Source organism: Streptomyces sp. NPDC001678, assembly GCF_042892945.1.
Classification (GTDB): Bacteria; Actinomycetota; Actinomycetes; order Streptomycetales; family Streptomycetaceae; genus Streptomyces.
Genome location: NZ_JBIAUP010000001.1, coordinates 17581 through 32490 on the forward strand (window position 1 = coordinate 17581; position 14910 = coordinate 32490).

The 14910-nt window shown below is 71.4% G+C and carries 17 protein-coding genes; 6 read left to right on the plus strand and 11 right to left on the minus strand.

Annotated elements, in window-relative coordinates; genetic code table 11:
- Positions 1-65: 65 nt before the first annotated feature.
- Positions 66-1298, plus strand: a complete 1233-nt coding sequence (serB, locus tag ACFYZR_RS00100) for a phosphoserine phosphatase SerB (RefSeq protein WP_391902618.1) — start codon at positions 66-68, stop codon at positions 1296-1298.
- A 72-nt stretch (positions 1299-1370) separates the two neighbouring features.
- Here serB and ACFYZR_RS00105 read toward each other — a convergent pair whose 3' ends face one another.
- The 7 genes from ACFYZR_RS00105 to ACFYZR_RS00135 all read right to left on the minus strand — a co-directional run bounded on the left by ACFYZR_RS00105 (position 1371) and on the right by ACFYZR_RS00135 (position 5517).
- Entirely contained in the window at positions 1371-1889 is a 519-nt protein-coding gene (locus tag ACFYZR_RS00105; protein ID WP_391902621.1) for a SixA phosphatase family protein, read from the minus strand.
- Between the two features lie 89 nt (positions 1890-1978).
- Positions 1979-2251, minus strand: a complete 273-nt coding sequence (locus ACFYZR_RS00110) for a hypothetical protein (protein WP_391902625.1) — start codon at positions 2249-2251, stop codon at positions 1979-1981.
- Between the two features lie 174 nt (positions 2252-2425).
- A complete protein-coding gene (locus ACFYZR_RS00115; RefSeq protein ID WP_268248345.1) occupies positions 2426-2548 on the minus strand; it encodes an SGM_5486 family transporter-associated protein in 123 nt (40 codons plus the stop codon).
- Between the two features lie 34 nt (positions 2549-2582).
- Positions 2583-2903, minus strand: a complete 321-nt coding sequence (locus tag ACFYZR_RS00120) for a hypothetical protein (protein ID WP_391902628.1) — start codon at positions 2901-2903, stop codon at positions 2583-2585.
- Positions 2904-3044: 141 nt separating this feature from the next.
- On the minus strand, positions 3045-3815 hold the full coding sequence (gene fabI, locus ACFYZR_RS00125) for an enoyl-ACP reductase FabI (RefSeq protein WP_361698045.1): 771 nt from the start codon (positions 3813-3815) through the stop codon (positions 3045-3047).
- A gap of 5 nt (positions 3816-3820) precedes the next feature.
- Positions 3821-4525, minus strand: coding sequence for a 3-oxoacyl-[acyl-carrier-protein] reductase (gene fabG / locus ACFYZR_RS00130; RefSeq protein ID WP_229350294.1), 705 nt, complete (start codon positions 4523-4525; stop codon positions 3821-3823).
- A 140-nt stretch (positions 4526-4665) separates the two neighbouring features.
- On the minus strand, positions 4666-5517 hold the full coding sequence (locus ACFYZR_RS00135; protein ID WP_391902632.1) for a pentapeptide repeat-containing protein: 852 nt from the start codon (positions 5515-5517) through the stop codon (positions 4666-4668).
- 114 nt (positions 5518-5631) lie between these two features.
- On the opposite strand from ACFYZR_RS00135, the gene ACFYZR_RS00140 reads away from it, so the two are divergent.
- The 3 genes from ACFYZR_RS00140 (at position 5632) to tyrS (ending at position 10107) form a co-directional block, all read left to right on the plus strand.
- A complete protein-coding gene (locus tag ACFYZR_RS00140; protein WP_391902634.1) occupies positions 5632-7158 on the plus strand; it encodes a TldD/PmbA family protein in 1527 nt (508 codons plus the stop codon).
- 79 nt (positions 7159-7237) lie between these two features.
- Positions 7238-8641 (plus strand): metallopeptidase TldD-related protein, encoded by a 1404-nt coding sequence (locus ACFYZR_RS00145; protein WP_391902637.1) that lies wholly within the window; start codon positions 7238-7240, stop codon positions 8639-8641.
- A 65-nt stretch (positions 8642-8706) separates the two neighbouring features.
- Complete coding sequence (gene tyrS, locus ACFYZR_RS00150) at positions 8707-10107, plus strand: tyrosine--tRNA ligase (protein WP_391902640.1); 1401 nt, start codon at positions 8707-8709, stop codon at positions 10105-10107.
- Positions 10108-10186: 79 nt separating this feature from the next.
- Here the strand turns inward: tyrS and ACFYZR_RS00155 are convergent, their stop codons facing one another.
- Entirely contained in the window at positions 10187-10465 is a 279-nt protein-coding gene (locus ACFYZR_RS00155) for a GlsB/YeaQ/YmgE family stress response membrane protein (protein WP_391902643.1), read from the minus strand.
- 220 nt (positions 10466-10685) lie between these two features.
- Here ACFYZR_RS00155 and ACFYZR_RS00160 point away from each other — a divergent pair, with 220 nt between their 5' ends.
- Both ACFYZR_RS00160 and ACFYZR_RS00165 read left to right on the plus strand, forming a co-directional pair.
- Positions 10686-11069 carry a DUF3099 domain-containing protein gene (locus ACFYZR_RS00160; RefSeq protein WP_391902646.1) on the plus strand — a complete coding sequence of 128 codons (384 nt, stop codon included), beginning with the start codon at positions 10686-10688 and terminating at the stop codon, positions 11067-11069.
- Positions 11070-11277: 208 nt separating this feature from the next.
- Positions 11278-11508: a hypothetical protein gene (locus ACFYZR_RS00165; RefSeq protein ID WP_391902649.1), complete on the plus strand. Its 231-nt coding sequence runs from the start codon at positions 11278-11280 to the stop codon at positions 11506-11508.
- Here ACFYZR_RS00165 and moaA read toward each other — a convergent pair.
- From moaA to ACFYZR_RS00180, 3 genes are all read right to left on the minus strand, one after another.
- Positions 11491-12480, minus strand: a complete 990-nt coding sequence (gene moaA / locus ACFYZR_RS00170; protein WP_391902652.1) for a GTP 3',8-cyclase MoaA — start codon at positions 12478-12480, stop codon at positions 11491-11493. The two genes, ACFYZR_RS00165 and moaA, sit on opposite strands and share 18 nt — an antisense overlap.
- A gap of 200 nt (positions 12481-12680) precedes the next feature.
- The gene (locus ACFYZR_RS00175) at positions 12681-14330 is read right to left on the minus strand and encodes a cation acetate symporter (RefSeq protein ID WP_391902654.1); all 1650 of its coding nucleotides are present in this window, start codon (positions 14328-14330) and stop codon (positions 12681-12683) included.
- The gene (locus ACFYZR_RS00180) at positions 14327-14716 is read right to left on the minus strand and encodes a DUF485 domain-containing protein (RefSeq protein ID WP_391902657.1); all 390 of its coding nucleotides are present in this window, start codon (positions 14714-14716) and stop codon (positions 14327-14329) included. Before ACFYZR_RS00180 ends, ACFYZR_RS00175 begins: the two co-directional genes overlap by 4 nt.
- Positions 14717-14910: the final 194 nt, after the last annotated feature.

Genomic DNA, 14910 nt, shown 5'->3' on the forward strand with positions numbered 1-14910 from the left:
GGTCGTCGTCGGGGGACATGCTGAGTTGTCAGCCGGGACAGGTGTGCGGATACCGTAGGACCACCATGAGCGCATCGCAGATCCCCGCTGCCACCGCCGCCACCGGCGACGATGTCCCCACTCTCCTTGTGAAGATCTTCGGGAAGGACCGGCCGGGCATCACGGCCGGGCTCTTCGACACCCTCGCCGCCTTCGCCGTCGACGTCATAGACATCGAGCAGATCGTCACCCGGGGGCGGATCACACTGTGCGCCCTGGTCACCGCCCCCGTCGGCGGCTGGACGAGCGAGGGCGAGCTGCGCTCCACCGTGCACAGCTGGGCGGACTCGATGCACCTCCAGACCGAGATCATCTCCGGCCGGGGCGACAACAGGCCGCGTGGTGAGGGCCGTTCCCACGTCACCGTGCTCGGCCACCCACTGACCGCCGAGTCGACCGCCGCCATCGCGGCCCGTATCACCGACACCGGTGGCAACATCGACCGTATCTTCCGGCTCGCCAAGTACCCCGTGACGGCCGTGGAGTTCGCGGTCTCGGGCACGGACACGGAGAAGCTGCGCACCACGCTGGCCACCGAGTCGGCGGTGCTGGGCGTGGACGTGGCCGTGGTGGCGGCCGGCCTTCAGCGGCGGGCGCAGCGGCTGGTCGTGATGGACGTGGACTCCACGCTCATCCAGGACGAGGTCATCGAGCTGTTCGCGGCGCACGCGGGCTGTGAGGCCGAGGTGGCCGAGGTGACCGCGCGGGCGATGCGGGGCGAGCTGGACTTCGAGCGGTCCCTCCACGAGCGGGTGGCGTTGCTGGCGGGGCTGGACGAGTCGGTGGTGGAGAAGGTGCGGGCGGAGGTCCGGCTGACGCCGGGCGCCCGGACCCTGATCAGGACGCTGAAGCGGCTGGGCTTCCAGGTGGGTGTGGTCTCGGGCGGTTTCACCCAGGTCACGGACGATCTGCGGGAGCGGCTGGGGCTGGACTTCGCCTCCGCCAACACCCTCGAGATCGTCGACGGCAAGCTGACCGGCCGGGTCACCGGGGAGATCGTGGACCGGGCGGGCAAGGCCCGGCTGCTGCGCCGGTTCGCGGCGGAGGCGGGGGTGCCGCTGGCGCAGACGGTCGCGATCGGCGACGGCGCCAACGACCTGGACATGCTCAACGCGGCGGGGCTGGGCGTGGCGTTCAACGCCAAGCCCGTGGTGCGGGAGGCGGCGCACACGGCCGTGAACGTGCCGTTCCTGGACACGGTGCTGTATCTGCTGGGCGTCACCCGGGAAGAGGTCGAGGCGGCCAACACCCACGAGTGAGGGCCGCCACCCCGGCCGGGCCGTGGATCGCCCGGCCGGGCCGGGGATCCGTCAGGCCGGGCCGGGGATCCGTCAGGCGTGCGGCGTCCAGAAGGCGACGAGCCGTCCCACGCCGTGCTCGACGGACTTCCAGGACCCGGTAAAGGTCAGCACCGCGACCGCGGCGGTGGGGAAGCCGGAACGGTTCATCCGGGCGAGCAGATCGCCGTCGGCCTCGCCGGCGAGGGCGTCGGCCAGGGCGTGCATCCCGGGGTTGTGCCCGATGAGCACCAGGTCGGCCACCTCGTCGGAGACCTCGTTGAGCAGGGCGATCAGCTCGCCGAGGGACGCCTCGTACATCCGGTCCTCGTAGACCGTACGGGGGCGTTCGGGAAGCTCGGAGACGGCGAGCTTCCAGGTCTCGCGGGTGCGCGCGGAGGTCGAGCAGAGGGCCAGTTCGGGAGTGACGCCGGAGCCGGCGAGCCAGCGGCCGGCGGCCGGGGCGTCCTTGCGGCCGCGGTCCGCGAGGGGACGTTCGTGGTCGTCGCCGTCGGACCACTCGGCCTTGGCATGCCGGAGGATGACGATCCTGCGGGTCGGGTCGGAGCTCATGCCGTCCAGCTTCGCATGAAACGCGTGGCGAGGCGCGGGGTGTTGACGGGCTCGCCCCCTCCGGGCGGGGGTCATGGGCGCACGGGCGGTCACGGCGCCAGACGCTCCACGGCGTACCACGCGAAGCGCACCAGCTGCGCGACCGCACCGCCCCCGGACGCGCCGGCTTCGGAGGCGCCGTCCGCCGAGGCGGGCGAGGCGGTCAGCAGGAACGTCAGCAGGAAGAGGAAGACCGCGAGCGCGGCGGCGGGCAGGGCCACGGCCCACCAGGTCAGCCGGCTCCGGGTCGGCCGGGTCTGGGTCAGCTGGGTCTGGGTCCGCCGGGACACGGCGGCGGGAGCCTGCGGGCCGGCGGCGGGCATGGGGTCTCCTTCAGGAGGTCGGGTCCGCCGCGGCGTCGCGGCGTACTACGAACCTACGGAGACCCGCCACCTTCCCCCATCCGGCCTTCCACCCAATCGACCCTGACCTCCACCCCCTAGGGGATGGTGGTGCCAACCCCACCCCCGGGCGGCGCCGCGGGCGGGCCGGGGGCGTCAGGGGGAGGCGAGAGTGGCTATCACGCTGATGACGACGGTGATGCCGAGCATCACGCCGAGGATCGTCAGCAGGGCCTTCTGGCCGTTCTTGGGATTGGGGTTCTCTTCGAGGACCGGCATGAGGGACAGTCTCCCACCCGCGCCGGACCCCCGGTCACCCGGGTGCGTGGGTGACCCAGGCCCGGCGGATGCCCAGCCAGCAGCGCTGGGCGAGGGCGACGTGGCTGGCGGGCCCGACGGTGACGGGGGCGGTGTCCATCCCCGGGTCCCACCAGTGGACGCACTCGACGTGCAGCTGGACGCGGTCGGGGAGGGCGTTGCCGTTGAAGCAGTGGGTGACGGCGTGGGAGCCGTGGAGGCGGGTGTGGCACTCGGCCTCGTGGCGCGCCGGCGGTGCGGGGGCGGTCGCCGTGGTGCCCAGCAGGGCGACGGTGGCGAACAGCAGCACCGCCGTACGCCGTATCGGGGGGCTCATGCCCGTCCACCTCCCTCCTCCCCCAGTGTGCGGGCGCGCGCGGCGCCGCACGACCCGGGAGACGCCCGATGCCCGCCCCGGCGGTGGGCCGGGACGGGCATCGTGGGAGTACGAAGGGTCAGGCACCCCTCGTGTGAAGGGTCAGGCACCCATCATGTGCACACCGCCGTCGACGTGGACGATCTCGCCCGTCGTGCGCGGGAAGAAGTCCGACAGCAGGCCGACGACGCCGCGGCCGGCCGGCTCCGGGTCGGCCAGGTCCCAGCCGATGGGGGCGCGGTGGTTCCACACGTCCGCGAGCTCCTCGAAGCCCGGGATGGACTTGGCGGCCATCGACTTGATCGGGCCGGCCGAGACCAGGTTGCAGCGGATGCCCTTGGGGCCGAGGTCGCGCGCCAGGTAGCGGTTGGTGGACTCCAGGGCGGCCTTGGCCACGCCCATCCAGTCGTACTTCGGCCAGGCGATCTGCGCGTCGAAGGTCAGGCCCACGACGGAGGAGCCCTCACGCATCAGCGGCAGCAGGGCCATGGTCAGCGACTTGTAGGAGTACGCCGAGACCTGGACGGCCGTGGAGACGTCCTCCCAGGTGCCCTCCAGGAAGTTGAAGGCGCCCTGCGGGCCGAAGGCGATGGAGTGCACGATGCCGTCCAGCGGCGCGCCCTCGCCCAGGTGCTCGCGCACCTTGTCGGCGAGGCCGTCGAGGTGCTCCTGGTTGGTGACGTCCAGCTCGATGACCGGCGCGGGCTTCGGCAGGCGCTTGGCGATGCGCTCGACGAGCGAGAGGCGGCCGAAGCCGGTGAGGATGACCTCGGCGCCCTCGTTCTGGGCGACCTTCGCGGCCTGGAAGGCGATCGACGACTCGGTCAGGACGCCGGTGACGAGGATGCGCTTGCCTGCGAGGATTCCACTCATGGTGATCAGTGACCCATGCCCAATCCGCCGTCGACGGGAATGACGGCTCCGGTGATGTATGCGGCGTCCTCGGAGGCGAGGAAGCGGACCGAGGCGGCGATCTCCTCGGGCTGCGCGTAGCGGCCCAGCGGGACGTTGCCGACGATCCCCGCGCGCTGCTCGTCGGTGAGCACACGGGTCATGTCGGTGTCCACGAAACCGGGCGCGACGACGTTGACGGTGATGTTGCGGGAGCCCAGCTCACGGGCGAGCGAGCGGGCGAAGCCGACGAGGCCGGCCTTGGAGGCGGCGTAGTTCGCCTGGCCCGGCGAGCCCATCAGGCCCACGACCGACGAGATCAGGACGACGCGGCCCTTGCGGGCGCGCAGCATGCCCTTCGAGGCGCGCTTGACGACCCGGAAGGTGCCGGTGAGGTTGGTCTCCACCACCGAGGTGAAGTCCTCCTCCGACATCCGCAGCAGCAGCTGGTCGCGGGTGACGCCGGCGTTGGCCACCAGCACCTCGACCGCGCCCTGCTTCTCCTCGATCTCCTTGTACGCCTGCTCGACCTGCTCGGGGTCGGTGATGTCGCACTTCACAGCGAGGAAGCCGGTGGGCGGCTCGCCCGAGCGGTAGGTGATGGCGACCTTGTCGCCCGCTTCGGCGAAGGCGCGCGCGATGGCGAGGCCGATGCCCCGGTTACCTCCGGTGACGAGAACCGAGCGGCTCAAAGGATCACCCTTCCGATGTCGTATCCATGGATCTGCCGGACTACACACCGAACGTAGCGGTAGAGGTCACGGAAGTGAGAAGCGACCTGCGACAGCGGCGGCAGGCGGTCGCTGTTGGATCTCTACAGTCCCCGGCCGGGCTATGCCACCCAGTGGGCCGGCCGGGTGAGGCCCTCGGGCAGCACGGTGGCGGCGTCGCCGCGGGCCGCGTTGAGCTGCGGCTGGGTGAGGAAGAAGGCACCGGTGAGGTCGGCTCCGGACAGATCCGCGTCGCGGAGGTCCGCGCCGATCATGTCGGCGTCCCGCAGATCGGCGCCGGAGAGGTCGGCGGCGATCAGATAGGCCCCGCGCAGATTGGCGCAGCGCAGGTCCGCGCGGCGCAGCCGGCGGCCCATGAGGTCCGCGCCCCGGTGGTTCTTCGCCTTGCGCCCGCCCTTGGCCCGGACGAGTTCGCTGGTGCGCAGCAGCAGGACGTTCACCTTCTGGCGGTGCGCCCCCACGTCCAGGGCGGCCAGCGACGCCGCGTCGCCCTCGGTCAGCCGCTCGGTCTCCACCAGCAGGCGCCGCAGGTCGGCGTGGACGGGGCGGGCGTCCTTCAGGGTGAGGGCCTCGGTGAGGTACCACAGCAGCTCGTGGAGGTGCCGCATCACGGGGAAGACCTCGAACATCGTCCCGGAGGTCTGTGGCGCGGCGCGCCAGTCCCGGCCGAGGAAGGTGACCTGGGAGACCTTCTGCCCCGCGCCGAAGCAGTCGTAGACGGTGCAGCCCTGGTAGCCCTTGTCGCGCAGCCGGGCGTGGATGCCGCAGCTGAAGTCCGTCTTGAGGTTGGCGCAGGGCGTGCCGGCGTCCTTGTCCCGGGCGAAGTCCGCCGAGCGCGCGAAGGGCAGGGCCACACAGCACAGCCCGAAGCAGTTCCCGCAGTCGCCCTTGAGCGCGGCGCGGTCCGCGCTCCGGTCCGCGCCGGGGGCGGCGTCTTCACTTATGGCGGACACTGCGCGTCGGGTTCCTCTCGTACGGCGGGCGCTGCCGGAGGATGACGAGGTGGCAGGCCGTAACACCCTAACGGCATGGTTCACTGCGACTCACACCGATAAGGAGCGTGGACCGTGCCGCATGAGATCGATCCGTCATTCCTCGCGCTGCCGCTGCGCCCGCTCGCCGACGCGGCCCTCGCGCGGGCACGGGCCCTGGGGGCCGAGCACGCGGACTTCCGCTTCGAGCGGGTGCGCAGCGCCTCGTGGCGGCTGCGGGACGCCCGTCCCGCCGGTTCCTCGGACGCCACCGACCTCGGCTACGCGGTGCGGGTGGTGCACGGCGGTGCCTGGGGTTTCGCCTCCGGTGTGGAGCTGACGATGGACGCCGCGGCGCGGGTGGCCTCGCAGGCGGTGGCGATGGCGAAGCTGTCCGCGAAGGTGATCGCGGCGGCGGGGTCGGACGAGAGGGTCGAGCTCGCCGACGAGCCGGTGCACGCGGAGCGGACGTGGGTGTCGTCCTATGAGATCGACCCCTTCGACGTGCCGGACGCGGAGCGGACCGGGCTGCTGGCCGAGTGGAGCGAGCGGCTGCTGGCGGTGGAGGGCGTGGCGCACGCGGACGCGTCGCTGGTGACCGTGCACGAGAACAAGTTCTACGCGGACACCGCCGGCACCACGACCACCCAGCAGCGGGTGCGGCTGCACCCCCAGCTGACCGCCGTGGCCGTGGACCCCAAGACCGGCGGCTTCGACTCCATGCGCACCCTGGCCCCGCCCGCCGGTCGTGGCTGGGAGTATCTGACGGGCGCCGGCGGCTGGGACTGGGACGCCGAGCTCGCGGAGATCCCCGCGCTGCTGGCCGAGAAGATGCGCGCGCCGTCCGTCACGGCGGGGACGTACGACCTGGTGGTCGACCCGAGCAATCTGTGGCTGACCATCCACGAGTCCATCGGCCACGCCACCGAGCTGGACCGCGCGCTGGGCTACGAGGCCGCGTACGCGGGCACGTCCTTCGCCACCCCCGATCTGCTGGGCACCCTGAAGTACGGCTCCGGGATCATGAACGTGACCGGCGACCGGACCGCCGAGCACGGCCTGGCCACCATCGGCTACGACGACGAGGGCGTGGCCGCCCAGTCCTGGGACCTGGTCAAGGACGGCGTCCTGGTCGGCTACCAGACCGACCGCCGCACCGCCCGTCTCACCGGCCTCGACCGTTCCAACGGCTGCGCGTACGCGGACTCGCCCGAGCACGTGCCCGTGCAGCGGATGGCGAACGTCTCGCTGCGCCCGGCGGCGGACGGGCCGTCGACGGAGGAGCTCGTCTCCGGGGTGGAGCGGGGCGTCTATGTGGTGGGCGACCGGTCGTGGTCGATCGATATGCAGAGGTACAACTTCCAGTTCACGGGCCAGCGGGCGTACGCGATCCGGAACGGCCGTCTCGCCGGGCAGCTCCGGGACTTCGCCTACCAGGGGATCACCCCTGAGTTCTGGGGCTCCATGGAGGCCGTGGGAGGCCCGGACACCTATGTCCTGGGCGGTGCGTTCAACTGCGGCAAGGCCCAGCCGGGCCAGGTCGCGGCGGTCTCGCACGGCTGCCCGTCTGCCCTGTTCCGGGGCGTGAACATCCTCAACACGACGCAGGAGGCCGGTCGATGAGCGGTACACACGGATCCGGCTGGGGGTCCGGGGGTTATCCCCCGGGAAAGAACAGCAACACGACGCAGGAGGCCGGTCGATGAGCCCTCGCCAGCACAAGCCCCACGAGATCGTCGAGCGCGCCCTGGAGCTGTCGCGCGCCGACGGATGTGTCGTCATCGCGGGCGAGACCTCCACCGCCAATCTGCGCTGGGCCGGGAACGCGCTGACCACCAACGGGGTCACCCGGGGCCGGGACGTCACGGTCATCGCGACGGTCGACGGCGCCCAGGGCACCGCCTCCGGGGTCGTCTCCCGGTCGGCCGTCACCGCCGCCGAGCTGGAGCCGCTGGTGCGGGCGGCGGAGGCCGCGGCGCGGGAGGCCGGGCCCGCCGAGGACGCGCAGCCGCTGGTGACCGGCGTGCCGGGGTCGGCGGAGTTCACCGGGGCGCCCGCGGAGACGTCCTCCGCCGTCTTCGACGACTTCGCCCCCGCCCTCGGGGAGGCCTTCGCCCGGGCGCGCGCGCAGGGGCGGGAGCTCTACGGCTTCGCCCGCCACGAGGTCGTCTCCAGCTATCTGGGCACCTCCACCGGGCTGCGGCTGCGCCACGACCAGCCCACCGGCACGCTGGAGCTGAACGCCAAGTCCCCGGACCGGACCCGCTCGGCGTGGGCGGGGCGGGCCACGCGCGACTTCACGGACGTCGACCCGCGCGCCCTGGACGCCGAGCTCGCCGAGCGGCTGGCGTGGGCGGGCCGCAAGGTCGAGCTGCCCGCCGGGCGGTACGAGACGCTGCTGCCGCCCTCCGCCGTGGCCGATCTGCTGGTCTACCAGCAGTGGTCCTCGGCGGCCCGGGACGCGGCCGAGGGCCGTACGGTCTTCTCCAGGGCCGGTGGCGGCACCCGGATCGGCGAGAAGCTCTCGGAGCTGCCGCTGACGCTGCGCAGCGACCCGTCCGCGCCGGGGCTGGAGTGCGCCCCGTTCGTGCTGACGGGCAGCTCCGGCGACGACGCGTCGGTCTTCGACAACGGCCTGCCGATCGCCGCGACCGACTGGATCCGCGAGGGGGTGCTGGAACACCTGCTCACCACGCGGCACAGCGCGGAGCTGACGGGCCTGCCCGTCACCCCGTACACCGACAACCTGATCCTGGACGCGGGCGGCACCCGTTCGCTGGCGGAGATGGTCGCCGCGAGCGGCCACGACGGTCCCGCCCTGCTGCTGACGTGCCTGTGGTACATCCGTGAGGTGGACCCGGCGTCGCTGCTGCTCACGGGCCTGACCCGGGACGGGGTCTATCTGGTGGAGAAGGGCGAGGTCGTCGGCGAGGTCAACAACTTCCGGTTCAACGAGTCCCCGGTGGGACTGCTGTCCCGGGCGAGTGAGGCGGGACGCACCGAGCCGACGCTGCCGCGCGAGTGGGGCGACTACTTCACCCGGGCGGCCATGCCGGCGCTGCGGATTCCGGACTTCAACATGAGTTCGGTCAGCCGGGGCGTCTGACCGGTGGGCGGAGCAAATAGACTCGTCCTGTCCTTTGTCCGACAACCCCTTACAGGAACGCCACGATGACACGCCTCGGCGACTCCGTCGCGCGCGCCAGCGCTCTGCTGGCGCAGGATCTCTCCACCGACTCGGCCGTGGAGCAGCTGCTCACGGAGACGAAGGCGCGGCGCTATCTGGACCTGTCGGACCTGGCGCCGAAGGACCAGGCGGAGCTGATCGCCTCGCGTACGGTCGAGGTGCTGCCGGGCGTGGCCAAGCTGGCCGAGCGCATCGAGGCGCGGCAGGCCGAGGGCAAGGGTCTCCACATCAAGCTGGGCATCGACCCGACGGCCACGGACGTCCACCTGGGGCACGCCGTGCCGCTGATCATCCTCAGCCGGTTCCAGCGGCTGGGCCATGACGTCACGCTGATCATCGGTGACTTCACGGCCAAGATCGGCGACCCGACGGGCCGTACGGCCGAGCGCCCGCCGCTGACCGACGAGGACATCGCGCGCAACCTGGCCAGCTACCGGGAGCAGGTCCGCCCGTTCTTCGACTTCGAGAAGGTCAGCTTCCGGCAGAACAGCGAGTGGCTGGCGCCGTACACCTTCCCGGAGCTGCTGGGTCTGCTCTCGCAGGTGCCGGTCTCGCAGCTGCTCCAGCGCGAGGACTTCCGCAACCGGCTCGCGGCGGGCTCCGGTCTGACCATGACGGAGATGCTGTACCCGATCGCGCAGGGCCTGGACTCGGTGGCGCTGGACTGCGACGTGGAGCTCGGCGGCGCCGACCAGCTGCTCAACCTCCAGATGGGCCGCAAGCTGATGGAGGTGCACGGCCAGAAGCCCCAGCTGGTCGTCACCATGCCGCTGATCGAGGGCACCGACGGCACCGGCGCCAAGATGTCCAAGTCCAAGGGCAACTACGTGGGGCTGTCGGCGCCCGCCGACGATGTCTTCGGCAAGATCATGTCGGTGCCGGACCGGCTGATGGAGCCGTACCTCAAGGCGTGGACGGAGTGGACGGACGCGGAGATCGCGCTGGTCCTCTCCCGCGTCGAGGAGAAGTCGCTGCACCCGATGGATCTGAAGAAGATCCTCGCGGGTGAGGTCGTGGCCGCGCTGTACGGCATGGAGGCGGCGATGGCGGCCCGCGCGGGCTTCGTCGCGCAGTTCTCCAAGAAGAACTTCACCGACGTGGAGACGCCGGTGGTGGATCTGTCCGAGCACGGCGAGGAGCCGGCCACGGCCGTGCTCAGCAAGGTGCTGGGCTTCCAGCCGAGCGCCTCGGCCGCCCGCCGGGTGGCCAAGCAGAACGGTCTGCGGCTGGTGCTGGAGACCGCCGAGGGCCAGGAGGCCGTGGTGCTGCCGGAGGCCGAGGCCATCCGGCCGCTGGGCGAGGTGGCCCGTGAGCTGCTGGCCGGCCGGGAGGCGACCGTCTACCTGAAGGCCGGCCGGAAGATCGCCGAGCTGCGCGGTCTGTAGGCGGTCCTGAGCGAGACGGGTGGCCGGTGCGCGGGTTCCGCGCACCGGCCACCCTCGTTCTCCCGGCTTTCGGCCTCGCTCAGCCGACCCTGTGTTTGCCGCCCCGGACGCCGAGCCACAGCCGGTCGCCGAGGGCGACCAGCACCACCGCTCCCAGCAGCTGGAGCAGGTGCCGGATCCAGTCGATGCCGTGGGTGTGGCGGACGCCCAGCACGCTCGCCAGCCAGTTGCCCAGGAGGGCGCCGCCCAGGCCGAGAAGGATCGTGAGCCAGAGGGGGATCTGCTGTTTTCCGGGGATGATCGCCTTGGCGATCAGACCCAGGACGAGTCCGACGACGATTGCCCACAACCAGTTCATCTGGCCTCCTCGTGCGGAGCGACATGGGTGCTCCGCCATTCTGGGGCCGTCCCTTCTACGGCGCACGTCGGATCCGTCCGTACGCCGGATGCGCACCCCGAGCGCCCATCGGTGAGCCGTCCCGCAACCGACCCGGTCTCGTCCGCCGGAAGGCCCCGGCGTAACGTTGTGTACGTACGGGACCGAGCGAGTCGGTGCGGCAGTCGGGTGGTGGAACGTGATGCGGAAGCTGGGCGGCACGGAGGTCTTCCGGATCACCGGGGCCCGCCAGGGCCTCGCGGAGGACGTGCGCGGGCGGCAGCGCCGGTACGTGGTCTCGATGGGCATCCGGACGCTCTCGGTGGTGCTCACCGTGGTCCTGTGGAACATCGAGCGCTACGTGGCGATCGGCACGCTGGTCCTGGGCGCGCTGCTGCCGTATGTGGCCGTCGTCATCGCCAACGCGGGCCGGGAGAACGCCCCTTCGCTCCCCGGTACGTTCGTGCCGGCGCCGACGCGCCCGGTGCTGGGCCGGGCTCCGGAGCGGCCTTCCGACACGGTCGCGGAACCCGTCGCGGAAGCGGGACGGCCGGGCCGGCACGATCAGGGGCACGACCACAGCTGACCCTCCGGTTCCGGGCGAAGGCCGGCCGGACAGTGCGACAAGCTCAAGAAAACCTCAGATCAATCATGTGGATCGGTGCCCCGTTCCGGGCCCCCCGTGACATACTTCGTAGGCGCTCCGCATCCCCCGTCGGAGCGACAGACCGACGCCGGGCGGCTCCCCCCGTGGCTGCCCGGCGTCGCCGTGTCCGGCCACGTAGAGTCGAGGGGTGAACTCCCCCGAGAATGCCGTGATCTGCTCCGCCAAGGGCTGTCGTGCCGACGCCGTCTGGGTGCTCGCGTGGAACAACCCCAAGCTCCACACTCCCGAGCGCCGCAAGACCTGGCTGGCCTGCGACGAACACCGTGAGCACCTCTCCAACTTCCTGTCCCTGCGCGGCTTCCTGAAGGACGTGGTGACGCTGGCGGAGTGGGAGAGGACGTCAGCCGCCGATCGCTGACATGGGGCGGCTGGGCTGGAGGAAGGACGGGGCGTCGATGCCCGAGCCGGCCTTCTTGCCCCACATGGCCGTCCGCCACAGCCCGGCGAGTTCCTCGTCCGTGGCACCCGAGCGCAGCGCCCCGCGCAGGTCCGACTCCTCGGTGGCGAACAGGCAGGTGCGCACCTGTCCGTCGGCGGTCAGCCGGGTGCGGTCGCAGGCGCCGCAGAAGGGCCGGGTCACCGAGGCTATGACGCCGACGCGGGCGGGGCCGCCGTCGACGGTCCAGCGCTCGGCGGGGGCGGAGCCGCGGGCGTCCTCCCCCTCGGGGGTGAGGGTGAAGCGGGTGCGCAGGCTCGCCAGGATCTCCTCGGCGGTGATCATTCCGTCGCGCTTCCAGCCGTGCTGGGCGTCGAGCGGCATCTGCTCGATGAAGCGCAGTTCGTAGCCGTGCTCGACGGCCCAGGCCAGCAGGTCAGGGGCCTCGTCGTCGTTGTGCCCGGGCATCAGCACGGCGTTGACCTTGACGGGGGCGAGGCCGGCGGCATGGGCGGCGGCCAGGCCGTCGAGGACGTCCGTCAGGCGCTTGCGGCGGGTCAGGGCGGTGAAGACCTCGGGCCGCAGGGTGTCCAGGGAGACGTTGACCCGGTCCAGCCCGGCGTCCGCCAGGGCCCGCGCGGTACGGGCCAGGCCGATGCCGTTGGTGGTCAGCGACAGCCGGGGGCGGGGCGCGAGGGCGGCGCAGCGCTCGACGATGGAGACGAGGCCGGGGCGCAGCAGGGGCTCTCCGCCGGTGAAGCGGACCTCGGTGACGCCGAGGGCGGTGACGGCCACGGAGACCAGGCGGACGATCTCGTCGTCGGTGAGGAGATCGGGTTTGGCGAGCCACTGCAGGCCCTCTTCGGGCATGCAGTAGACGCAGCGGAGATTGCACCGGTCGGTCAGGGAGACCCGCAGGTCGGTGGCGGTGCGGCCGTAGGTGTCGATGAGCACGGGCGCCTCCGCCGGGGTTGCACGCTTGTTCGCTGCCCGCAGCGTACGTGATGGTTTCGGGGCTCCGCCCCGGACCCCGGTCCTCAAACGCCGGACGGGCTGATTTCAGCCCGTCCGGCGTTTGAGGACAAAGCGCAGTAGCCCGTCCGGCGTTTGAGGACAAAGCGCGGTAGCCCGTCCGGCGTGAGGACAACGAAAGGTCAGTGCGCCCCGTAGCCCGTCAGGGAGCGGACCTCGAGTTCGGCGTACTTCTTCTCCTGGTCGGGGGCCGGCCGGGAGAGCAGGGAGCCCAGCCAGCCGAGGGCGAAGCCCAGCGGGATGGAGACCAGGCCGGGGTTGCCGAGGGGGAAGTAGTCGAAGCTCATGCCCGGGAAGAGCGCCTTCGGGTTGCCGGAGACGACCGGGGAAAGGATCACCAGGGTGACGGAGGAGATCAGTCCGCCGTAGATCGACCACAGGGCGCCCTGGGTGGTGAAGCGCTTCCAGAACAGGCTGTAGAGGATCGTCGGCAGGTTGGCGGACGCGGCGACGGCGAAGGCCAGGGCGACCAGGGCGGCGGCGTTGAGCCGGTGGGCGAAGATGCCCAGGGCGATGGAGACGGCGCCGATGACGACCGCGGCGAGCTTGGCGGTGAGGATCTCCTCCTTCTCGCTCGTCCGTCCCTTGCGGATGACGTTGGCCCACAGGTCGTGGGCGAAGGAGGCCGAGGAGGCCAGGGTCAGCCCGGCGACGACGGCGAGGATGGTCGCGAAGGCGACCGCGGAGATCACGGCCAGCAGGATCGCCCCGCCGGTGGAGCCCGCTCCCCCGCCGACCTGCTGGGCGAGCAGGGGCGCCGCGGTGTTGCCGGACTCGTTGGAGGCGATGATCGCCTTGGGGCCGACCAGGGCCGCGGCCCCGAAGCCCAGGGCGATGGTCATCAGGTAGAACGCGCCGATGATGCCGATGGCCCAGTTCACCGACTTACGGGCGGCCCGGGCGGTGGGCACGGTGTAGAAGCGGATCAGGATGTGCGGCAGTCCGGCGGTGCCGAGGACGAGCGCCAGGCCGAGGGAGACGAAGTTGAGCTTGGAGGTGCCGTCCTTGCCGTACTGGAGGCCGGGTTCGAGGAAGGCCCGGCCCTTGCCGCTGGCGTCGGCGGCGCGGCCGAGGAGGGTGGAGAGGTTCCAGTGGAACTTGTTGAGCACCAGGATGGTGATCAGCAGGGTACCCGCGATCAGCAGGACCGCCTTGACGATCTGCACCCAGGTGGTGCCCTTCATCCCGCCGATGGTCACGTAGAGGACCATCACCAGGCCGACCAGAACGATGATCCAGCGCCGGGCCCCCTCGCCGGTGGCGCCCAGCAGCAGGGCGACCAGCGCGCCCGCGCCGACCATCTGGGCGAGCAGGTAGAAGATCGACACGACGATGGTGGAGGTGCCGGCGGCGGTGCGCACGGGCCGCTGCTTCAGCCGGTGGGCGAGGACGTCGGCCATGGTGAAGCGGCCGGAGTTGCGCAGCGGCTCGGCGACCAGGAGCAGGGCGACCAGCCAGGCGACGAGGAAGCCGATGGAGTAGAGGAACCCGTCGTAGCCGAAGAGCGAGATGGCCCCGGCGATGCCCAGGAAGGAGGCGGCGGACATGTAGTCGCCGGAGATGGCCAGGCCGTTCTGGAAGCCGGTGAAGGAGCGGCCGCCGGCGTAGAAGTCGGTGGCGTCCCTGGTCTGCCGGCCGGCCCAGACGGTGATGCCGAGGGTGGCGGCGACGAAGACCGAGAAGAGCGTGATGATCAGGGTGCGGTGATCGCTGGCGCCGCCGGCCGCCAGCGGGTGGGCGGCGGCGGTCAGTGCGGTGGTGCGTGGCGTCATTCGCCCGCCTCCAGACGGGCCTTGAGGGCCTCGACCTTGGGATCGATCTTCGCTTCGGCGTGGCGGGCGTACCACCAGGCGATCAGGAAGGTGGTCAGGAACTGCGCCAGCCCGAACACGAGGGCGATGTTGATGTTGCCGACGACGATGGTGTCCATGAAGCCGCCGGCGTAGTTGGACAGCAGGACGTAGAGCAGATACCAGCTGACGAAGGCGACGGTGAGCGGGAAGGCGAACGAGCGGTGCGCGCTGCGCAGTTCGCCGAACTCGTCGCTCGACTGCACGTCGAGGAAGTTGTCGGGCTGGGCGGGGATGGTGGGGCGGGCCGGCTCGGCCGGCCCTTTGGACGCGGTCGGTGGGGTACCCACGGCCTCTTCTGAGTCCACGGCCTCTCCTGAACAAAACGAGTGGATACGGGGGCGCGAGCCGAGCCTGTGACTGGGATCACGCATCGTAGAGCGACACCGCAGTATGCGACAGTCCCTGCCCTTCCGCCTGTCGACTGCCGTTCTCGGGCGTCGTGTTGACGCTCCGGAGTCCTCGGCTCCACCGGCATTCTTGAGGAATTCATTGCCCGGGC